The organism is Pseudomonas sp. RW407, assembly GCF_003176655.1.
GTDB classification, from domain to species: domain Bacteria; phylum Pseudomonadota; class Gammaproteobacteria; order Pseudomonadales; family Pseudomonadaceae; genus Pseudomonas; species Pseudomonas delhiensis.
Genome location: NZ_QGSL01000106.1, coordinates 221,048 through 241,232, shown reverse-complemented (window position 1 = coordinate 241,232; position 20,185 = coordinate 221,048). Strand labels below are relative to the sequence as shown.

Sequence of the window (20,185 nt, the reverse complement as noted above, 5' to 3'; positions counted from 1 at the left end):
GCAGGTTAGTTTCCCAGGCAACTGAGTTGGATATCTCGGATCACAATTTTTCCCTGGTTCTCCGATGGGTCCAAGCGGACGGTATTGTCAGTTTCTCTTCGTTCATAGGCAAACTGGATGGTGGTATCGCCGGCCGGATAGTAGCGGCGTAGGGAGTGCTGCTCATCGAAGGCGAAGTCTTTTCCCCAGAACATTTGGACGAAACCATCCTGTTCTCTCCAAGCATTGATGATGACACCGATGTATCTGCTGTCAGTACACGCTGGAACAACGAATCGTATGAGCGGATCCGAAGAGGTGGGCTGGATGCCAAGGCCCTCTGGCTGGATCGATGCCTGGACGTTATAGGTATAAGTATTTTCCAGAGGAAGACCGATAGTGCGGCCGGGGTGCGTAGGCGCCTCCGTATATACCGACCAACCTGGGAACGCTCCGGTATTGGGTGCGATGGGTATGTAAAGTGGACCAGCTATCTTGGCAAGGCGGGTATAGGCAGGCCATTGCAGTTCGCCGCGATCGAGCTTCATGAAGCCCTTCGTACAGATAATCGAGAACAGCAATAGTGCCAGTAGTCCGAGGACTGGATAGCGGCGAAAGGACAGGAATGCCGAAACTATAAGCAGCGTATAGGGTATGAGGTAGTAGCGCGAACCCGCGCCCAAGGGGCTTAGAGTATGGGGTGCCTGCTTCTCCGTCATCATGCCCGCTGCCAGCAGTAGACCGGCGAGGAACAGGAGTGAGATTTGCAGGGTGATTGCCTGGCGATTTCCTGAGCGCAATTGCTTTGCCGTTGCGGTCAGGAATATAACCCAGATTGCCAGGGCGCAAATACTGCCGGTTCTTGAGCTCAAGCCGAAGCTCAGCGATGTCCAGAGTGCTTTCAGCCAGTGTTGATAGTTGGTGTCCAGTACCCTGCTTCCCCCCATCCGATCACTGTTGATGAGGAAATAAAGTTGGATGCCAGAACAAATCAACAATATCAGGCAGCTACCCAAAGAGGGCATTGCTTTTCGAGCATAGAGGCTTTGGACAAGAAGAACAGGAAGGGCGATAAGGGCGAACGGACCGGTCAGGGCGGCGAGAGCCAATGCCAGGTAAGTCGCAGGATTGGGTTTCGGATTGTTGGGGCCGCAGATATATAGAATGAGTGCTATGCCGATGAACCACTGGGCATTGGTCAAGGTGAAGAGTGTTTCACCACTGCTGGGCTGGAGTAGTACGCAGGCTATCAATAGCAAGCAGGTCATAGGGCCGAATGCCTGCTTTCTGGCGAAGTAGTACAAGGAGAAAACTGCTGCGGCAACGGCAAGGAACCAGCTCACATTGAAGAACAAGGGGACTGCCGACAGCGGCAGCCAAGTTGCCAGCAGCGCCGTTATCCTGGGATAGAGGTGAAGGTAGCCATTGTAGGGCAGCCATAGGGAGTGGAAGCCAATTGCATTGGCCTGGTTGAGAAACACTGTTCCGTCTTCTGCCCAGAGGCTAGCCAGGATCAGGTTGTGATTACCCACTCGTAGAGCCAGAAGCGCGACCACAAGCGCACACAGGAATACTTTGATTTCGGAGGTCATCGCGGGAGAGAGTCTGTTTTCAAAACTCATCCGCTCGCCATTCTGGTTTTCTGTACTTGTCGACATCAATTCTTGATTTCCAGGGGGAAGGCGACCTGCTGGCATTTCTCAATTCCGCTGTTGGTTCGCCGGGCGATACCCAGTACGTAGTCTCCCTGCAGTCCGGAAATGTCGATGTTTGCCTGAAAACCGACGTCATCCATTTCTGGATGTCCGAAGAAACTCTTAACATCAGCACGAGCCACCTTCTTGTTGAGGAAGAAGAGGGTACTGCCGTGCTTGTCTTCCAGCGTGGTGAAGATCTGTTGCGGAGCCAATCCTTGTTGGCTCGATACGATATTCCAGCCAGCAATCGTCAGTGTCTTGCTTATGGTCATTCTTACCTGTGAGGGAGCCTTACCCGCTATCAGGTCCACCGAGGTCTCGCAGGGAGCGAGCCGTACCTCGGACGGTGCGATGGCTAGCGTTTCACTGAAGAAGCTGGTTTTGGGCACCGTAGGGGGCGGCAGCTCCAGTGCATAGAACTGGAGGTCGTATGCGTCTTGCCAGAGGAAGCCTTGCGACACCGGACTGATTGAGAGGCCGGTGACCTGCTTGTGGTCCAGATAGGAGCCTTCCTGGGTACTGAGCGTGAGGAAGTCGAAGGTGTCTTCGACAAGGGGCGACAGTATGAAGCCTGTCTCCCCCATACCAGCGATGAACCTGAAGTCCCGCGTTTCACCATTGCGCAGAGAGACGGTTATTTTCAGCTCGCTGCTTTTCAGCAAAAGAGCCGCCACCTTCCCTGCAAGTGAAGGTCTGAGGATGATTTTTGCGAATACGATCTTTTCCCGGGGAACAGAGGCCCAGGATGCTAACCTGACACGCTGCTCTCCAACCAGTCGGAGCACCGGTGCTTCATCGGGCCGTTGCTTGTTGCGGACCAACGTCAGCATGTCGCCCTGGAAAGCGCTTGGCGAATAAAGTTGCAGCAAGGTCGGCCAACTGAGGCCGTCTTCGAGGCTAGGGTAGTGCCGGTCTATTGGCTGAACTTTGAAGAAGATGTTATCCGGCGCGTTTTTCCCGCGTAGATGGCGCTCGTTTATTCTCACCAGTTCGGGGGTGTAGACACTGTAACTCTGAAATATCGGGCGTGGTGACCACCGATTCCCGGAGGCGAGCAGTTGGCTCTGATCAAACGAGTAGATGTCGGATGTGCCAGGCTTGACCTCGAGAGGAGAGAGGGCACTGAGCTCCAGCATTCTTGCCTTGTAACCTTCATAGAGTCCGTCAGGCTGGCGCACACGTTCTATGGCGCCTTGAAGGGCTGATAGGTAGGGCGTGAGCGTAAAGCTGCGCGCTCCCCAAGCGCCAAAGTTGTAGGTTAGGATGGCTGTTACCCCGGCAGTTATGTACCAGAGTTTTTTGTTGGCTACATCGGAGGTGAGGACTAGCGCAATGAGCAAGGCGTCGAATGCTATATGCGCGTGATCGTACCTGACGAAACCAGCTTTGAAGGAAATGAATAAATAGAGAGCGACAGAGAGGAATGGGAGGATCTTGAGGGATTGGCTTTTTTTCTCGACAGTAGCTATTGCGACCAATAGAGCTGCACTACAGGCCAGGTAGTAGATTATCTGCGTTTCGGCGCCGTAACTGGCCATTGAGTTGCTGTAGCCTGAAATGATCGGCATTAAGTTTAGCGTATATTCAATTAGTCCAAACGGCGACTGGCCGGCAGAACTCCAGAAAGCCAAAGCTGCTAACAAGGGCGTCGTGATTATGCCCAGCGCCATTGCATGGTTTCTTTTCAGGATGCTATAGCCGAGGCAGAGTAAGATACTGGCCACGCAAAGTGGCAGCAATGAGCCTTTTATCAAGGGAAGCAAGCCGAGCGTCAGGCAGCAAAAGACGAAAACAATACGTTTTCCAGTGCTGTTGGCTTGTGTCACAGAAAGGCACAACAACAGTGGAATGGAGAAAAACAGGGAGTCCGGGCTTCCACGTAATAAAATCAGCAGCAAAAGTATATGGAGCGTGCGCGCCAAGGGTGCATAGTTGGAAAAGCGCAGAATGATCAGCAGTGACAGCGATACTGCCAGAGCTACACCGGCTACCAATGTCTGGGTATCGGTCTGTGGGTGATAGACCTTTGTATACAGACTTGAATAAGGGCCGAAGGTAAAGATCAGCTCCCGGCCAAGACTCAGTCGTTCAGCCGTGGCGGCAAGCATGCCGAAGTGCCAGCTTGGATCCTGGCCAAGTACCGGGAAGCTGGGGGCGAAGGGAATGATTGTACAGGCGACCAATACCAAGATGAGACAATAGAATGCTACTTGCAGGGTTCTATTGAGTGAAAAGCTAAGGAGCTTTTCAATTTCGGTATTCCAGCTGATCATGGATATCCCTATTCTATTCGTATATTACAAGTTGATACGATTGAAAATCGGACGAGGAATACTTTTGATGATCAGCATGATCCCTGCCCAGAACGCCGGGGTATAGATGCTGTCCTTCTTCTTCTCCAGCGCGCGGACGATATCGTCAGCCACCCGCTCCGGGGTCGCCACCAGTGCCTTGGGCAACGGCAGCCCCTGGGTCATCGGGGTGTCGACGAAGCCGGGCTTGATGGTCAGTACATGCACGCCAACCTTGAACAGGCGTGCGCGTAGCCCTTCGCAGAAGGTGGTGACGGCGGCCTTGGCTGTGCCGTAGAGATAGTTCGAGGGCCGGCCACGGTCGCCGGCGACCGAGGAGATCACCGCAATGCTGCCGTTGCGTTGCTGTTCCAGGCGGTTGGCCAGGCGGGTCAGCAGGGCGATCACGCTCAGCCCGTTGCTGGAGAACTCGCGCAGGGCCAGGTCGACATCCTGCTGGCAGGCCGCCTGGTCGGGCAGGGTGCCGTGGGCGATCAGGCTGATGTCGAGGCTACCGAGGTTGGCGACGGCGCTGGCCAGCATGGCTTCGTGGCCCTGCAGGTCGTTCATGTCCAGGGCGTAGGTCTGTACCTCGCTGGCGCCACGGGCGCGCAGGTCGTCGGCTACCTGGCCGAGTTTCTCTTCGTTGCGTGCCACCAGGAAGAAACGGGCCCGCTCGGCGGCCCATTGGCGGGCGCAGGCTGTGGCGATGGCGGAGCTGGCGCCGACGATCAGGATGTTCTTCATGCTTGGGTCACACGTTTCCAGAAGAGGGAGAGAAGGGCCGGGTCGCGCAGTGCTTCGACTTGCTGCCAGGCAGGATAGAAGGTGCGGAAGTCGCTACCCGACATGTGCGCGTCCTTCGCCGGGTAGAGGCGGCCGCCTGCTGCCCTGACGATCTGGTCGAGGCGACTGAACAGTCCCGACTCCAGGCGCTGGTGCTGGGGAAAGTCGAGGGCCAGGGACACCCCTGGCATCGGGAAGGACATCAGGCCCGGGGAAGGCACGTCGCCACAACGTTTCATCACCGCCAGGAAAGAGCCGCTGCCGCTGGCCGCGATGCTGGCCAGGATGTCCGCCATGGCGGATTCGGCGGCAGACTCCGGTATGACGCACTGGTACTGCTGGAAACCCTTGCGTCCGTAGATGCGATTCCAGTGCAGGATACTGTCCAGCGGATAGAAGAACGGGTCATAGCTGCCCTGCGCTGCGTATCGCCCGGGCTTGTGCAGATGGAAATAGGCGTTGTTGAACAAGTTCAGGCTGAGCTTGTTCATCAGGGTGACCGGTGGAGTCAGCGGCACGCTCAGGCGCGTCCGCCCATCGACCTCGAGGGCGCCCTGCCGGGCGTGATTGCCTACCGAGAACACGCCGCGCCCGGCAGAGTGGCCCTTGGCCAGGCAATCGATCCAGGCCACGGTGTACTCGTGGGTCTTGTCGAACTCCTCCGACAGGCTGAAGAACTCGCCCAGGGAGTCGAAGCGCACGGTGACGCTGTCGATGCGGCTGGAGGCGATCGGCATCAGTTGCAGCTCGACCCAGGCGATGACGCCGGTCAGGCCAAGGCCGCCGATGCTGGCCTGGAAGAGCTCGGGGTTTTCCGCGGTGCTGCATTCCAACAGGGCCGCCTGGTCCGAGCGGAGCAAGGCGAAGCGGCGTACATGGCGGCCAAAGGTCCCGCGGACGTGGTGGTTCTTGCCGTGCACGTCGTTGGCTACCGCACCGCCCAGAGTCACGAACTTGGTGCCGGGGGTGACCGGCAGGAACCAGCCTCGGGGGATAGCGACCGCGAGCAGCTCGGCCAGGGTCATTCCCGCCTCTGCGCGGACCAGCCCCTGCTCCCAGTCGGCCGCCATCAGTCGGTCCATCTGGCGCGTCTGCAGCAATTCGCCGCTGGCGGCGAGGCAGCTATCGCCATAGCTGCGGCCATTGCCGTAGGGCAGTGTCCCTTCGGTTGCCAGGCGCTGGAACAGCGACGGCAATTCATCGCGCCAGGCGCAAGGGTGCAGTTCCTGAGGGGCGTAAGGGTAACGCCCCCAGGAAGCCAACTGGCGGGCCATCAGGCGGCCACCCAGAAGATCAGTGCGAAGCACGCGCCGATGAGCAGACTGGTGCGATCCTTGATGGCGAAGACCACAGGGTCATCGTGCATCAGCCCACGGTGGGTCAGCATCCAGATCCGGGTGATCCAGTACAGCAGCAGTGGGCAGGCCAGCCAGATCAGCTGTGGATAGTGATACATCGCTGCCGTGCTGCCATCCTGGATATAAAGCGCCAGCACCATCACCGACAGGTAGCCCGACGAGGCCCCTAGCGAAGAAACCATCTCCAGGTCATCGGGGTAATAGCCGCGCCCGCGGGTCTTCTGGTTCTTGCCCTTCATCCTGGCATCGCGCAACTCGGCATAGCGCTTGACCAGCGCCAGGCTGAGGAAGATGAACATCGAGAACGCCAGCATCCAGAAGGTCAGCTTCACCTCGAAGGCGAAGGTGCCGGCAATGATGCGCGAGGTATAGAGCATCGCCAGGACCAGTACGTCCACGGCCATTCGGCGCTTCAGCCAGAAGGAGTAGGCCAGTGTCAGCAGGTAGTAGGCCAGCAGCGCGAGGCTGAATTTCCAAGGCAACACCAGCAGCGCACCGCTGAATCCGGCCAGCAACAGCAGGGGGAACGCGAGCAGGCCGCTCTTGATCGACAGCGCACCGCTGGCGAACGGCCGGCGGAATTTGCTCGCGTGGTGGCGGTCGTCTTCAAGGTCCAGCAGGTCGTTCAGCACGTAGACGCTCGATGCGCACAGGCCGAAGAAGAGGAATGCCAGCAACCCGTTGAGCAGCAGCTGAGGTTCCAGAAGACGATGGCTGGCCAGCAATGGCACGAAGATCAGGGCGTTCTTCGCCCATTGGTGCATGCGCAAGGCCTTGATCCAGGTGCGGGCGACCTGCACCTCATGCTTGAGCTCTTCCTCGACGTTGCCGTGGCTGTGCGCGCGCTGGCTGATCTTGCCGCTGGAATTCACCACATAGGCGCGGCGGGCAGCCTGCCAGACGGGCAGGTCATCGCTGGAGTTGCCGGCGTAGTCGAAGCCCTGCATGCCGAATTCGGCGACCAGCGCATCACGTTTGCGATGCGCCGAAAGGTTGATGTGCTCGTCGGTCGCCAGGACCTGATCGAACAGGCCTAGGTGTTCGGCGATCTGCTCGGCGTAGCTACGGTGGCTGGCCGTTGCCAGGACGATGCGATGGCCTTCCTCCCTCTTTCGCTGGATCAGCTCGATGACCGCCTTGTTGTAAGGCAGTACCGAGACGTCCACTGGCGCCACGTCGGCAAGGCGACTTTTCAGGTTCGCCTTGCCTCCGGCCAGCCAGCGTAGCGGCGACAACGCCTTCAGGGGGTGGCGCTTGAGAAAGCTCAGGCCGGACTCTAGCAGTAGGTCGCTGTGGATAAGGGTGCCATCAAGATCGACGACCAGGGGAGCTGACACGTACTACTACCTCGACAAGTCCATGAGAAGAATCCATTGAACACGAATGCCTTTACGTTCTTGTAAATCTGCAAGCGCGGATACTAGCTGCTGAACTTGCGTAGAAAAAGTCGATAACTGACAGAGGGGCCTCAATCTTCCCCTGGCGTACCTTCTGGCTGATTGAACAGCAGGCCGTGCTTGCGCAACTTGTCGTGCAGGGTCTTGCGCGGTACGCCCAGCGCCTCGGACAGGCTTCGCAGCGAGGCGTGCTGGTTGGCCATCTCGGCGGCGATCAGGGCGCGCTCGAAGGCTTCCACCTGTTCGTTCAGGGAGTCGCCGGAAATCGCAGCTGGCATGTGCGCCACCTGTTCGTCGAGGCCGAGGTCCAGGCCCAGGGCGAAGCGTTCGGCGACGTTCTGCAGCTCGCGCACATTGCCCGGCCAGCTGTGGCCGAGCAGTTGCGCGCGTTGTGCCGGCGCTAGGCTGCGCGGCGGGATGCCGTGGCGCTGCGCGGCTCCCTCGGCGAAATGCTGGAACAGCAGCAGGATGTCCTCGCCGCGCTCGCGCAGGGGCGGAATGCGCAGGCTGGCGACGTTCAGGCGGTAATAGAGGTCGGCGCGGAAGCGGCCGTCGTCGGCGGCCAGGCGCAGGTCCTCCTTGGTCGCGGCGATGATGCGGATGTCCAGGGGGATCAGCTGGTTCGAGCCCAGGCGCTCGACCACCCGTTCCTGCAACAGGCGCAGCAGCTTGACCTGTACGTCCAGGCTCATGCTCTCGATCTCGTCGAGGAACAGGGTGCCGCCGTTGGCGAACTCGAACTTGCCGATGCGGCGCTTCTGCGCGCCGGTGAACGCGCCCTGCTCATGGCCGAACAGCTCGCTTTCCACCACCGACTCGGCCAGGGCGCCGGCGTTGATAGCGACGAAGGGGCCGTTGCGCCGGCCGGAAAGGTCGTGCAGGGCGCGGGCGACCACTTCTTTGCCGGAGCCGGTCTCGCCGAGGATCAGCACGTCGGCCTGCAGTCCGGCGAGGGCCGCCACCTGCTCCTGCAGGCGCTGCATGCCGGCCGATTGGCCGACCAGGCGCCCCTTCAGTTCCTTGCGCTCGGCCAGGGCCATGCGCAGGCTGCGGTTCTCCAGCACCAGGCGGCGCACCTCCAGGGCGCGGCGCACGCTGTCGAGCAGGGCGTCGCTGGGGAAGGGTTTCTCGAGGAAGTCGTAGGCGCCGGCGCGCATGGCCTTGACCGCCAGGGGCACGTCGCCATGCCCGGTGATCAGGATCACCGGCAACTCCGGATCCTGGGCGTGCAACTGTTCCAGCAACTGCAGGCCGTCGACGCCAGGCATGCGGATATCGCTCACCACCACGCCCGGCCAGTCGCGCGCAAGGCTGGCGTCCAGATCCCTGGCATCGCCCAGGCTGGTGGCATGGAAGCCGGCGAGATCGAGGGTCTGGCCCAGAGCCTGGCGCAGGTGCGGATCATCGTCGATCAGCAGGACCTGGGTATCGGCTGCGAATGCGGCGCTGCTCATGCGCGGGTTTCCTCCTGGGGCGTCGGCATCACGCCGGGGATGCCCGGCAACAGGTGCAATTGTACGAGAGCGCCGCCCTCGGGGTGATTGCCCAGTTCCAGGCGGCCGCCGAGGGCGCGCAGCAGAGTGTCGCAGATGGCCAGGCCTAGGCCGAGCCCCTTGGCGCTGGTCTTGGTGGTGAAGAAGGGTTCGCGGGCGTGGGCCAGGGCCTCCTCGGAGAAACCCGGGCCGTTGTCGCGCAGGTACAGGACGATGCCGTCCGGCTTCTGCTCGGCCGTGAGCCAGAGGCGCCGTGGCGGGGCCTTCTCGCTGAGGGCATCGAGCGCGTTGGAGAGCAGGTTGGCGAGGATCTGCCGCAGGCGCGTTTCCCCTGCCTGCACCCAGATTGGCGCATCGGGCAGGTCGCGTTGCAGCTCGACGTTCATCGCCTGGCGCCGGCTGGCCACCAGGGCCAGGGCGTCGTTGATCGCGGGCTGCAGGGCGACGTTTTCCGGCGCGCGACGGGCGCCTCGGGCGTAGGCCTTGAGGTGGGCGATGATCGAGGCCATGCGCTCGGTCAGCGAGCTGATCTGCTCCAGGTTGCCGCGGGCGTCGTCGAGGCGTTGGTGGTCCAGCAGCACTTTGGCGTTGTCGGCGTAGCTGCGGATGGCGGCGAGCGGCTGGTTGAGCTCGTGACTGATGCTTGCCGACATGGTGCCCAGGGCCGTCAGCTTGCCGGCCTGTACCACTTCGTCCTGGGCATGCATCAGCTCGCGCTGGGCCTGCTCGCGGTCATGCACCTCTTGCTGCAGTCGGGCATTGGCGCCTTCCAGCTCCTGGGTACGTTCCAGCACGCGCATTTCCAGCTGGCGCTTGGCCTGGGCCTCCAGGGCGATGCGTTCCAGGTAATGGCGGCGGCTGATGCTCAGCAGGGCGAGCAGCAGCAGCAGGGTCATGAGGGTCGCGCCGCCTATCAGCAGCACGCTGCGTACCGGGCGGTCGATCTGCGTCTTTGGTGTGTAGATGCTCACTGTCCAGCCGGTTTCCGACAGCTCGCGGCTGAGGCTGATCCAGCGTTTCTCGTCGATTTGCAGAGGCTTGGGGTCGAGCACCGGATAGGGGATGTTCTCGGCGATCTCGCGCCGCTTGGCCGGCGACAGCGGACGGCTGGCATGGAAGCGCCAGGTGCTGTTGGAGGAAAGGATGACCACGCCATTGCTGTCGGTGACCAGCAACTGCTCCGGCGTGTTGCCCCAGAGCTGTTCCATGTGCTCCAGATCCAGCTTGACCACCAGGACGCCCAGCAATCTATCGCCTTCGCGAACGTCACTGGCGAAGTAGTAGCCACGCCGGTTGGAGGTGGTGCCCAGGCCGAAGAAGCGCGCCGGCTTGCCCTGGATCGCCTCCTTGTAGTAGGGGCGGAAGGAGAAATTGCGGCCGACGAAGCTGTCCGGCTGGTCCCAGTTGGAGGCGGCCTGGGTCAGGCCGTCTGGGCGCATCAGGTAGATGACGTCGGCGCCGGTGCGCCGGCAGATCTCCGTCAGACGGGCATTCGCCGCATCCCGGGTTTCCAGGTCTTCGGTTTGCCGCAGGGTGGCTCGCAGCGCCGGCAGCTCGCTGAGGATCGGTGGCAGGTCCTCGTAGCGACGTAGCGTGCCGAGCAGGTTACCGACGTACAGATCGAGGGTCTGCTGGTTCTGCTCTGCGAGTTGTTCGCTGTAGTAGCGCTCGGCGAAGTGGTGAAGCAACCACAGCAATGGCCACAGCAGGATCAGGAACGCCAGGACATAGCGCCATTGGGCCGGAGGCAGAAGCCGCGTCGAGCGTGCCACTTGCAGCTGACTCAGGGGGACAGGGGGAGGCGGCTGCTTGCCAGCGCCAATTCCAGCAGGCGGGAGAGCGACTCCTCGACAGGCAACTCGTGGGTGTTGAGTACCAGCTCTGGTGCTTCCGGGGGTTCGTAGGGAGATGAAATACCCGTGAATTCCTGGATGTCGCCGTTGCGCGCCTTGAGGTACAGGCCTTTGGGGTCGCGCGATTCGCAGACGGCCAGGGGCGTGCTCACATGGACTTCCTGGAAACTGTGCTCGCCGATGATCTGCTGGGCCATGGCGCGGTCTTCCCGGTAAGGCGAGATGAAAGCGGTAATCACGATCAGCCCCGCATCGTTCATCAGGCGGGCCACTTCGGCAATGCGCCGGATGTTCTCGGCGCGGTCGGCAGGCGTGAAGCCCAGGTTGCGATTCAGCCCGTGACGGACGTTATCGCCATCCAGCACGTAGCAGAGCCGGCCCTGTTCGATCAAGGCGTGCTCCAGGGCGAAGGCCAGCGTCGACTTGCCTGCCCCGCTCAGTCCGGTGAGCCAGAGAGTGCAGGGGCGCTGGCCGAGCAGGTGCTGGCGTCGTTGTGGCGATATGGTGCCTTGTTGCCAAACGATGTTTGCCTTGCTGAATGACACCATTGTTCACTCTCTCCGCAGGTCCTTCGGTTTTTCGTTATTGTTCTGGTGGCGCCGACTGGAGCGCGTCGGAGGGATTCTCCGCTATCAATGAGCCCTCAGGTAGTCGGTGATGGTCAGGGTCCGATTGCGCGAGCTACCCCAGGCATCGAAGTTCCTCAGGCGCTTGATCAGCGGCAGGTTATCCCAGTTGCTCGTGCTGGCAAGTTCCACCATTGGCCAGGCGATATCCTGCGGTTGCAGACGAAGTTGCAGGCGTTCCTGTAGTGGATAGAAGAACTTGGCGAACGATTCGATGCCACTGCAGACGGCACTGGATACACCCTGCAGGTCGTCGCAGGCATCGCGACCGGCATCGCTGCGAATGCTTACCGGCGTACCGGGAACCAGCCCGATGACGGAGTCATGCGGCGCGGAGAAGAACAATTCGACCGCAACGCGATTGGCATAGAGGCGCGAAAGGACGTCCGGTGCAGTGTTCGTTCCATCGAACAGGGCCCGCATGCTTTGCTGACCATCGCGCCGACGACGCTCCGGAGTGTCGGCCAGGCAGAAATAGTAGCCATGGGTTTCCAGCGGTAGCAGCGGGCGTACGGCTTGCTCGAACGCTTCCTGGGTAGTGCCGCTCCAGCCGACATCCACAAGGGCTACGCGCTGACCTGCCTTCAGGCCGATTTGCTGCAGGTAACTGAACAGCGCCCGTCGATTCGTCTGGCATACCTTGAGGATTTCCCATCGATAGGCATACAGGAAGCTCGTCAAGGTTTGCTGCAGCGCAGGGGAAATGACGGTTTCACTACCCAGGCCGAGGTCGTTCATCACCTCTGCCGCCGGCGCGGTTACGCCAATGCGTTCGAGCAGTTCGCAGGGTGCGAGTCCATCGCTGCCGGACAGCAGGAAGGGCAGGTGGTGAGTGAAGTTCTGCTCGGTGATGGCTGCGAGGGTGAAGGCTATCCGCGAGCCATAGAAGTAATCGTTGCGTGGCAGCGCCAACTCCGGGCGCAGCCGCGCAACGCGCTCTAGAGCGAACCCGTCGCGTGACAGGAACAGGATGTGATCGATCCGGTCACGGCGTGCCTGCTCGCTGATCCACTGGAGGAAGCCGACGGTTGCCGGGCCACCATACAGGAAGCCCAGTTCTTCATAGCTGTTCGCGTCGATGGCCCGACCCTGGGTGTGCAGCAGGCCATGACCGATCGAAGTTCCCAGGGAGAGTCCTTTCTCCTTGGGTCTACTGCGCAGTGGTTGGTAGTGATAGGCCATCAGGCCCTTTTCCTGCGGTCGGGTCACGTCGCCCAACAGACTGTCGCCAATGTGCAGGATGCGGTTGGCCGGGAGGTTGAAATGCCATATGACGTGGTCGAACAGCTCGCCACTGTCGCGTTTGGTGGCATTGCAGTCGGCCGAAATGAACAGCGGCACTGACTCCAGGCCATAGGGGCGCAGGGCGTCGAGGAAGAAGTCCGCCGAGAAGTACATGTCGGAAGTGATCGCGACGGCTTTGCCGGCAGCCACCAGGCGCTGGAGCAGCGGGAACAGGTCCGGGTTGGGTTCGATCAGTTCCAGTTCCAGTTCGTATTCCGCTCGCATCATCGCCTGGGCCTGGTCGCCCTCGAAGCAGGCGTAAATGTCCTGCAGGGTGATTTCCTTGCGGCTTGCGGCGAGCATGTTGCGGAATGCGCCTGCCTGGGCTGCCTGCCGGCGGCTGCGGAAGTCCGGCATGGCGTGTCGTTGAGCCAGGATCTCGAAGGCATCCTCGGGGTCCAGCAGGGGCCGTACGAACAGGGTGTCGAAGAAATCGAAGGATACCGCTCCGGCCTGTTCGACCAAGTGCTCGAGTTCGCTCAGATCATAGGGTGGCTGGGCTTCTGCGGAGGAGGACTGCATCAGATTGGCATGCATCAGGCCGGCACCTCGAAATTGAGCCCGCTGGGATGCAGATTCGGATTATGGAAGGGGTCGTACTGGAAATACTGCGGATGCTTCTGATAGAGCCGGGCCAGTTCGTTCTGCAGGCGTGCCAGTTTCGCCGGATCGATCTGGTCCAGACCGCGGCTGACGGATTCGTGGTGGACCAGCGTGACGGCCTGGCAGACCACATTGAAGTAGCCGTGCTCGATGCCGCGGAAGCACAGTTCGATATCGTTGTAGGCCACGGGGAACGACTCGTCGAAACCGCCGAGGGTGTCGAACTTGCTGCGTTCCATCATCAGGCAGGCACCGGTGACCGCCATCCAGTTGTATTCGATCAGGTTGCGCATGAAATAGGCTGGTGCCTCGCTGTCATGATGCAGGAGGGCATGCACCGGACCATTGGCTAGGTTCAGCACCCCGGCGTGCTGTATGCCCTTGTCGTCGGGGTACAGCAGCTTCGCACCGACGGCTGCGACGTGCGGCAACTGGGCATATCCACCCATGCGCTCGAGCCAGTCTGGGCAGAGCACCTCGGTGTCGTCGTTGAGGAACAGCAGGAGGTCCCCATGGGCATGCCGAACACCCAGGTTGTTCAGCTCGGAGAAGTTGAAGGGCGCGTCGTGGCGGATGACCTGGGTGCCTTCCTGCTTCTTCTGGGTTTCCAGGTAGGCCAGTGTCTCGGGTTGCACCGAGCCGTTGTCCAGAAGAATGATTTCGTGGTTGGCGTAGGTCGTCTGGCTGCGGATCGAGTCCAGGCAGCGGCGCAGCACTTCGGCATTGTCGCGGCTGGGAATGATGATCGAGATCCGCGGCGTTCCCTGCAGGTGATAGTTGACCCGGAAGTAGCCGGGCACCTGGGTGACGGGCTCCACGTCGCCGGCCAAGCCGCGGCGTCGCAGGGCATCCAGGCGTACCTGGCGCGAGGCTTCGAGGACGTAGGGTTTGGCGGCGATGTCCGAAGCCACCGACGCGGGGATGATCCGCCAGTGGTACAGCACCTTCGGAATGTGGCTGATCCGCCGGGTATGTTCGGCGACCCGTAGCACGAAGTCCCAGTCCTGGCAGCCATCGAACTGGCTGCGCAGCAAGCCGGTCTTTTCCAACAGGCTCTTTCGCACGCAGGAGGCATGGCAGGTGAACATGGTGCTCATCATCGTGTCCGGCGACCAGTCCGGCTTGAAGTGCGGCTGGGTATAGCTGCCATCCTCGGCCAGCTTGTCCTCGTCACTGTAGATGAAGTCGGGTGCGTCGCGTTCGATGCACAGCGCCATTTCGTAGAGGCAGTCGGCGGTCAGTTCGTCGTCGTGGTCGAGGAACACGATGAAATCGCCGTCGGACGCCTCGATGGCCGCGTTGGTGGCGCCGGAGATGCCCTGGTTCTTTTCCAGGCGCAGCACCTTGATGCTTGGGTCGTCGATGCTTGCGAGAGCGGCCTGGATATCTTCGGCAGGGCTCTTGTCATCCGCCAGGATCAGTTGCCAGTGGGGATACCACTGGTCGCGCACAGAGGCCAACAGCTTGTCCAGCAGGTCCAGCGGGGTGTTGTAGACCGGGACTACGATCGAGAAGTACGGTTGGCTGCCGATTGCTGCGATACGAGCCTCGAGATCATCTGGACGGGCGGGGGGGACATAACAGTAGCCACCGCTCCTGGCTAACTGGTAATGGCCTGCCGAGTCCCTGCCCAAGACTGCAGGAATGACTTTCAGCGGAGAGGCGGGCGGCAGTGGCTGTTGCATCTGCAGCCGGCGATGCTGGCGCGCGCGCGCGATGACTCCGCGTAGACCCTCTCGACGCAGCACCTGGAGACCGCGCTCCAGCAGCATGCGCCAACCGTGTTGGCGGGCCAGGTGTCGTGCCGTTCGCGCGGCGTTCAGTGCCCTGCGGGACAAGCGCCCGGCCAGGCGGAGCGGGCGGGTGAGGCGCCAACTAGTCGAATTGCGGATTTCGTTGATGCTTTGGTTCAGCGCGTGGGTCAGGTGGTCTTTCTCGACCAAGCGCTGTTGCAACGCTTCAGCATGCTGCCTGCTGTCGTGCAAAGCATTCTGCAACTCCTGGCTTTGCTGTTTACGCTCCTGGTTCGACTGCTGAATAAGTTGGCAGGCACGTGCCTCGCTCAGCAATTCGATATCCAGCTGAACCCTAAGCTGTCCTTGTTCCGGTATCGCTGGCAATATTACTTGTGGATCGTTATCGCTGGCGCGAAGCAATGTACTGTTGCTCAGGACATCAGTTATGCCTATATGAGTGGCCTGCTGCGAATCAACAGAGTATCTCCACAGCTCCTGGCTCTGAGCATCATGCACTACCAGGTCATGGAGAATGAGCCAATGCGGTTGATCAATAGGATCGCAGCGAAGCCTGGAGATTTGGCCGAGAGATCTGTTCAGTTCGAACTCTACTTCCTGTCGCCCGGCCTGGAGTTCCTTGTGCAAGGACTTCGCTTCGGAGAACTCCCCATTCTCGGTGAAGTAAAGAGTGGCGTTCGCTCTTTTCTTCAATGGCGCTGGAGATAATGGAGCGTCAGGCTGCCAGTTCATCAGCTGGCCTTTGTCGAGGCCTGTGATGGTTTGCTGGATATCTGCTTCCTGAGCAATGTAGCGTTCAAGATCAGCCGAGTTCACGGGGAGTTCAGCTGCGGCCATGACATGCTCTATGAAGGCCTTTCTGGATACCTCAGGGGCATCTTCTGGAGGATAGATGCTACCCGCCTGATGAAGCATGAGCAGCAGACCGCGGAATATGACGTAGCCAAGCTCGATATCGTGAGCAACGGACCACTCCTTGTCGAATAACTGCATACCATCACTGGTACAAATGACGTTCTGCGGTATGGCATCGAAGAGTTCGCCGGGAAGTAGACTGCGGCTTGTCAGTGGCGACGAGTGATCGGCAGATCCGAATGCGAGGGCGGCAAGCAGACGCGCATGGACCTTGATCAATTCCGCGAGTTCGTTGATGCGCCAGCCCGGCGTGGTCAGGCATTTCAGGAAGGCCAGAGAGAGAACCTGGCCCTTGCTGTAGTCGGCGTTTGGCTGCAGGCTCAGGTTAACTGTGTCGGCGGCAGCTACTTCCGATGACAGTCGACGGCATATGACGTCGACTTTCCCCGGTGCTGGTTCTTCGAAGCGCGTTTCTTTGCAGAATGGCCGTGCGCGTTCAGTACTGTAGTGGTAGGCCAGAACTTGTTCTGGAACACTTGCTGTCGTGTCTCTTGAGGCAACCACGATGAATGAGTTGGCCAGGTCCAGAGAAAGCCTGTTCTCGAAAATGACTGGCCAGGTATTACCGAGCTTGAAATGGGTTTCGCGGGGCAACTGCGGGTCGTTCTGGACGCTTTGCCAGGCGAGTGCCGCAGCGTCGAAGTCCATCGAACTGCAACCCTTCGCTGTCACGATCGATTTGGGAAGCTTGTAGTCGGGAAAGGCCGCGAGGAGTTCGACGCTGTTGAACCCGGACTTGCGAACCAGTGCTTCCAGCGCATGACGGCCATAGGTTTGCGGTTGACCTTGCTGGTAGCGCCCTTCGATTCCGTACATCGCCTGCCCTAGATGGTCCTCCGGGGCTCCAGCGAAGTACTTCAGACCCAACTGGTTCTCGATGGCGATGAAGAGATGACCATCGGGCTTCAGCAGTTCCCTGACTCTTTCGAGCATATTCAGCGCCGGATGCTCGCCATCGCTGAACATGTTCGCGTATTCGAGAACACCGATCAGCGTGATGGCGTCGAAGCGCTCATCGGTACGGAAATCGTCGAAGCGCTCCGTCAGAACGGTGACGTTCTCGAGGTCACGCGTACGGCTGGCGGCAATGGCGGCGCGGCGGGGGCTGCCCTCCAGGGACAGGATCTGGCCGCCGGACTCACCAAGGTAACGGCTGATGGCGCCGCAACCTGCGCCTATCTCCAGCACCTTGCCTTGCAGCAGGTGCTCGAAGGGGCGGAGAACATTGGCGCGTTGGGAACTGAGGTGGTACAGCGTTTGCCAGTCCTGGCACTGTCGGCGTAGTTCGCTGGACAGTACTGAAAGATCGGATGCCCCGCTAATGATGCGTCCCAGGTGATTTTCAGCGAAATCACCATCGCTATAGGCTATTCCCGAATATTCAGGGCGGGCCCAGTATCTCTGGGCTTCGACAAAAATGTAGCCTTGGCTTTCAAGTTGGAACATCAACGGTTACCTGATCAATTTCCATGGTGAGCCCCAGGTCCACCAGACCGGAAATAGTATCGGTCGGAGCTACCACCAGATGAATGGAGTCGTAGCGACGATCATGCGGCACTATGTCCTGGCCTTGGCGTGATGCCACGCCTAGCGATAGGAAGTAGTCTCCGCATGCCAGTCGATTCTCGAACTCAAGACGCGCAGTTACCACGCTGCCTTGTTGCCCGGAGGACTGGAAAGCGGCGCATTCAAGCAGATAGGAATTACTGCCGGACAACGTCACACCTTCTTTGGTCTTGACGTTGAAGCCCAGTATGGGGTTGACCACCAGTTGGTTGAAGCGGATTGCTACATCCAGCGTGATCCTGCTGCCGGAGGTGGCACTGTGAGAAAACTCCAGGCCATTGGCTCGCAGGTTGAAGTCCAGAATAGTTGCAGCTCCATCTCCCCAGCGATATTCGTTCGGATTGTAGTGCGCACGGGTTGAATAAAGATCCTCCTCCCGGCTGAGAAGAGATGCGCTCAATCGCTTGGAGGAAGACGGGGTAGCGGGCTCGTTTACCTGTGTGTCCTCGCGCTTTTCTCGCCCGAACAGCAGGTCCATGTAGCGATTCATCACCGGCCGCGGTTCGCCGATCATCCGTACCCGGTGCGAATCCAGGAGAATGGCGCGCGAGCAGTGGGTGACCACCTGTTCGCTGGAGTGGGTGACCAGCAGGATGCTGGTGCCGTTTTCCTTCAGCTGGCGCAGGCGCTCGAAGCATTTGGCCTGGAAGCGTGCGTCACCGACGGCCAGCGCCTCGTCCACGATCATGATGTCCGGGTCGACTTGCGCCTGCACCGCAAAGGCCAGGCGCAGCGCCATGCCGCTGGAGTAGTTCTTCACCGGCTGGTCGATGAAGTCGCCGATGTCGGCGAAGGCCAGGATGCTGTCGAAGCGCTGGTCCACTTCCTGGCGACTCAGCCCGAGGACCGAGGCGTTCAGGTAGACGTTCTCGCGTCCGCTGAATTCGGGGTTGAAGCCGGAACCCAGCTCCAGGAGCGCGGCAATGCGGCCATGGGTTTCGATTTCTCCACTGGTCGGCATCAGCGTGCCGCAAATGATCTGCAGCAGGGTCGACTTGCCGGAGCCGTTACGGCCGACGATACCCACGGTTTCGCCACGGGCGACTTCGAAGTCGATATCCTTCAACGCCCAGAATTCCCGGCCATAGTGGGGCGCGGTACGTCCCAGCAGGCGGTTCAGGCGGGGCATGAAGGCCTGTTTCAGGCGGTCATGGGGCTTGTCGTAGGTGGTGAAGCATTTGCTGATGCCGCGGACGCGGATCGCCACATCGTCAGAGGACATCCGCGAAACCTCGACGGGTCTTCTGGAACCAGGCATAGCCGAGCCAGGCGGTCAGGCTGGATGCCAGCATGTAGAGCGCCAGGCCTCGCCAGGCCGGCAGGCGGCCCCAGATCAGTACATCCCGGGCCTGCTCGATGATGAACGTCAGCGGGTTGGCCATCATCAATGGGCGCAGGTTTTCCGGCAGCGCGGTGACCGGGAAGAACACCGGGGACAGGAACAGCATGATGGTGGTGAGAATTCCGATTGTCTGGCCCACGTCGCGCAGGTAGACGCCAAGGGAGGCGAGAAACCAGGCCAGGCCCAGGGTGAAGATCATCAGTGGCAGCAGGACCAGCGGCAGGAATACCGATGTCCACTGCAGGGTGCCGGTAATCAGCAGTTTGGCGCCCAGCAGTACGACGACGCTCACCAGGCTGTGGAAGAGCGCCGCAGCCAGGCTGACCACCGGCAGGATCTCCAACGGGAAGACCACTTTCTTCACGTAGTTGACGTTGCCGAGAATCAGCGTCGGCGCCCGGTTCAGCACTTCGGCGAAGAGGCCGTGCACGATCATCCCCGCGAACAGGATGACGGCGAACTGGCCGCGGCTTTCATCTTCGCTGCCGCCCCAGCGGGCCTTGAATACCACCGAGAACACGAAGGTATACACCGCCAGCATGAACAGCGGATTGAGGAAGGACCACAGCAGCCCCATGACCGAGCCCTTGTAGCGACCCACCACTTCGCGGCGGGTCATTTGCACGATCAATTGTCCATGGGCCCACAGGCTGCGCAGTAGAGACGGCAGGGAGACAGGGGCCGCAGCATGGGGGTTCATGCGTAGCACTCGGCCTCGGAGAACGACTTGCCGACCTGGTCCTTGGCCGAGAGCTGCGGAGCGACGCCATCGAGACGCTCGAGCATCCAGTCCACGCCCACCTCGGTATCGTTCCAGGCCAGGCAGCGCTCATGCTGCGGCGCGTAATAATCGGTGGTCTTGTAGAGGAAGTCCGCCGACTCCGACAGCACCACGAAGCCGTGGGCGAAGCCTTCCGGCACCCATAGCTGGTGCTTGTTCTCCGCGCTCAGCAGCGCGCCCACCCATTTGCCGAAGGTCGGCGAGGAGCGGCGCATGTCCACGGCGACGTCGAAGACTTCGCCATTGACCACGCGCACCAGTTTCCCCTGGGGATTCTGGAGCTGGTAGTGCAGGCCGCGCAGCACGCCTTTCGACGAGCGTGAGTGGTTGTCCTGGACGAACTTGACCGGGCGGCCGATGGCTTCCTCGAATTGCTGGTGGTTGAAGCTTTCGAAGAAGAAACCCCGGTCGTCACCGAAAACCTTGGGCTCGATCAGGATCACTTCGGGGATTGCAAGAC

General features: G+C 60.5%; 13 protein-coding genes. All 13 read right to left on the bottom strand.

The features are described 5' to 3' along the window. Positions 1–5 precede the first annotated feature (5 nt). Positions 6–1,676: a hypothetical protein gene (locus DK254_RS17970; protein WP_146219617.1), complete on the bottom strand. Its 1,671-nt coding sequence runs from the start codon at positions 1,674–1,676 to the stop codon at positions 6–8. Next, complete coding sequence (locus tag DK254_RS17965) at positions 1,637–3,949, bottom strand: hypothetical protein (RefSeq protein ID WP_146219616.1); 2,313 nt, start codon at positions 3,947–3,949, stop codon at positions 1,637–1,639. Before DK254_RS17965 ends, DK254_RS17970 begins: the two co-directional genes overlap by 40 nt. 24 nt (positions 3,950–3,973) lie before the next feature. Then, positions 3,974–4,714 carry an SDR family oxidoreductase gene (locus DK254_RS17960; protein WP_109934871.1) on the bottom strand — a complete coding sequence of 247 codons (741 nt, stop codon included), beginning with the start codon at positions 4,712–4,714 and terminating at the stop codon, positions 3,974–3,976. After that, a complete protein-coding gene (locus tag DK254_RS17955; protein WP_109934870.1) occupies positions 4,711–6,027 on the bottom strand; it encodes an FAD-binding oxidoreductase in 1,317 nt (438 codons plus the stop codon). Before DK254_RS17955 ends, DK254_RS17960 begins: the two co-directional genes overlap by 4 nt. Beyond that, entirely contained in the window at positions 6,027–7,448 is a 1,422-nt protein-coding gene (locus tag DK254_RS17950) for a UbiA family prenyltransferase (protein ID WP_109934869.1), read from the bottom strand. Before DK254_RS17950 ends, DK254_RS17955 begins: the two co-directional genes overlap by 1 nt. A 131-nt stretch (positions 7,449–7,579) precedes the next feature. After that, the gene (locus DK254_RS17945) at positions 7,580–8,962 is read right to left on the bottom strand and encodes a sigma-54 dependent transcriptional regulator (protein ID WP_109934868.1); all 1,383 of its coding nucleotides are present in this window, start codon (positions 8,960–8,962) and stop codon (positions 7,580–7,582) included. Beyond that, positions 8,959–10,752 carry an ATP-binding protein gene (locus tag DK254_RS17940; protein ID WP_371921175.1) on the bottom strand — a complete coding sequence of 598 codons (1,794 nt, stop codon included), beginning with the start codon at positions 10,750–10,752 and terminating at the stop codon, positions 8,959–8,961. The genes DK254_RS17945 and DK254_RS17940 overlap by 4 nt, the downstream gene beginning before the upstream one ends. Before the next feature lie 32 nt (positions 10,753–10,784). Continuing rightward, the gene (gene cysC / locus DK254_RS17935; RefSeq protein ID WP_109934866.1) at positions 10,785–11,402 is read right to left on the bottom strand and encodes an adenylyl-sulfate kinase; all 618 of its coding nucleotides are present in this window, start codon (positions 11,400–11,402) and stop codon (positions 10,785–10,787) included. 84 nt (positions 11,403–11,486) lie between these two features. Beyond that, on the bottom strand, positions 11,487–13,301 hold the full coding sequence (locus DK254_RS17930; protein WP_109934865.1) for a haloacid dehalogenase: 1,815 nt from the start codon (positions 13,299–13,301) through the stop codon (positions 11,487–11,489). After that, the gene (locus tag DK254_RS17925; RefSeq protein ID WP_109934864.1) at positions 13,301–17,482 is read right to left on the bottom strand and encodes a glycosyltransferase; all 4,182 of its coding nucleotides are present in this window, start codon (positions 17,480–17,482) and stop codon (positions 13,301–13,303) included. The genes DK254_RS17930 and DK254_RS17925 overlap by 1 nt, the downstream gene beginning before the upstream one ends. Next, a complete protein-coding gene (locus DK254_RS17920; protein ID WP_109934863.1) occupies positions 17,469–18,824 on the bottom strand; it encodes an ABC transporter ATP-binding protein in 1,356 nt (451 codons plus the stop codon). The genes DK254_RS17925 and DK254_RS17920 overlap by 14 nt, the downstream gene beginning before the upstream one ends. Further along, positions 18,814–19,644, bottom strand: coding sequence for an ABC transporter permease (locus tag DK254_RS17915; RefSeq protein WP_074980292.1), 831 nt, complete (start codon positions 19,642–19,644; stop codon positions 18,814–18,816). The genes DK254_RS17920 and DK254_RS17915 overlap by 11 nt, the downstream gene beginning before the upstream one ends. Beyond that, a partial coding sequence (gene rfbC, locus DK254_RS17910) for a dTDP-4-dehydrorhamnose 3,5-epimerase (protein WP_218281426.1) occupies positions 19,641–20,185 on the bottom strand: 545 nt, incomplete at its 5' end. The genes rfbC and DK254_RS17915, both read right to left, overlap by 4 nt.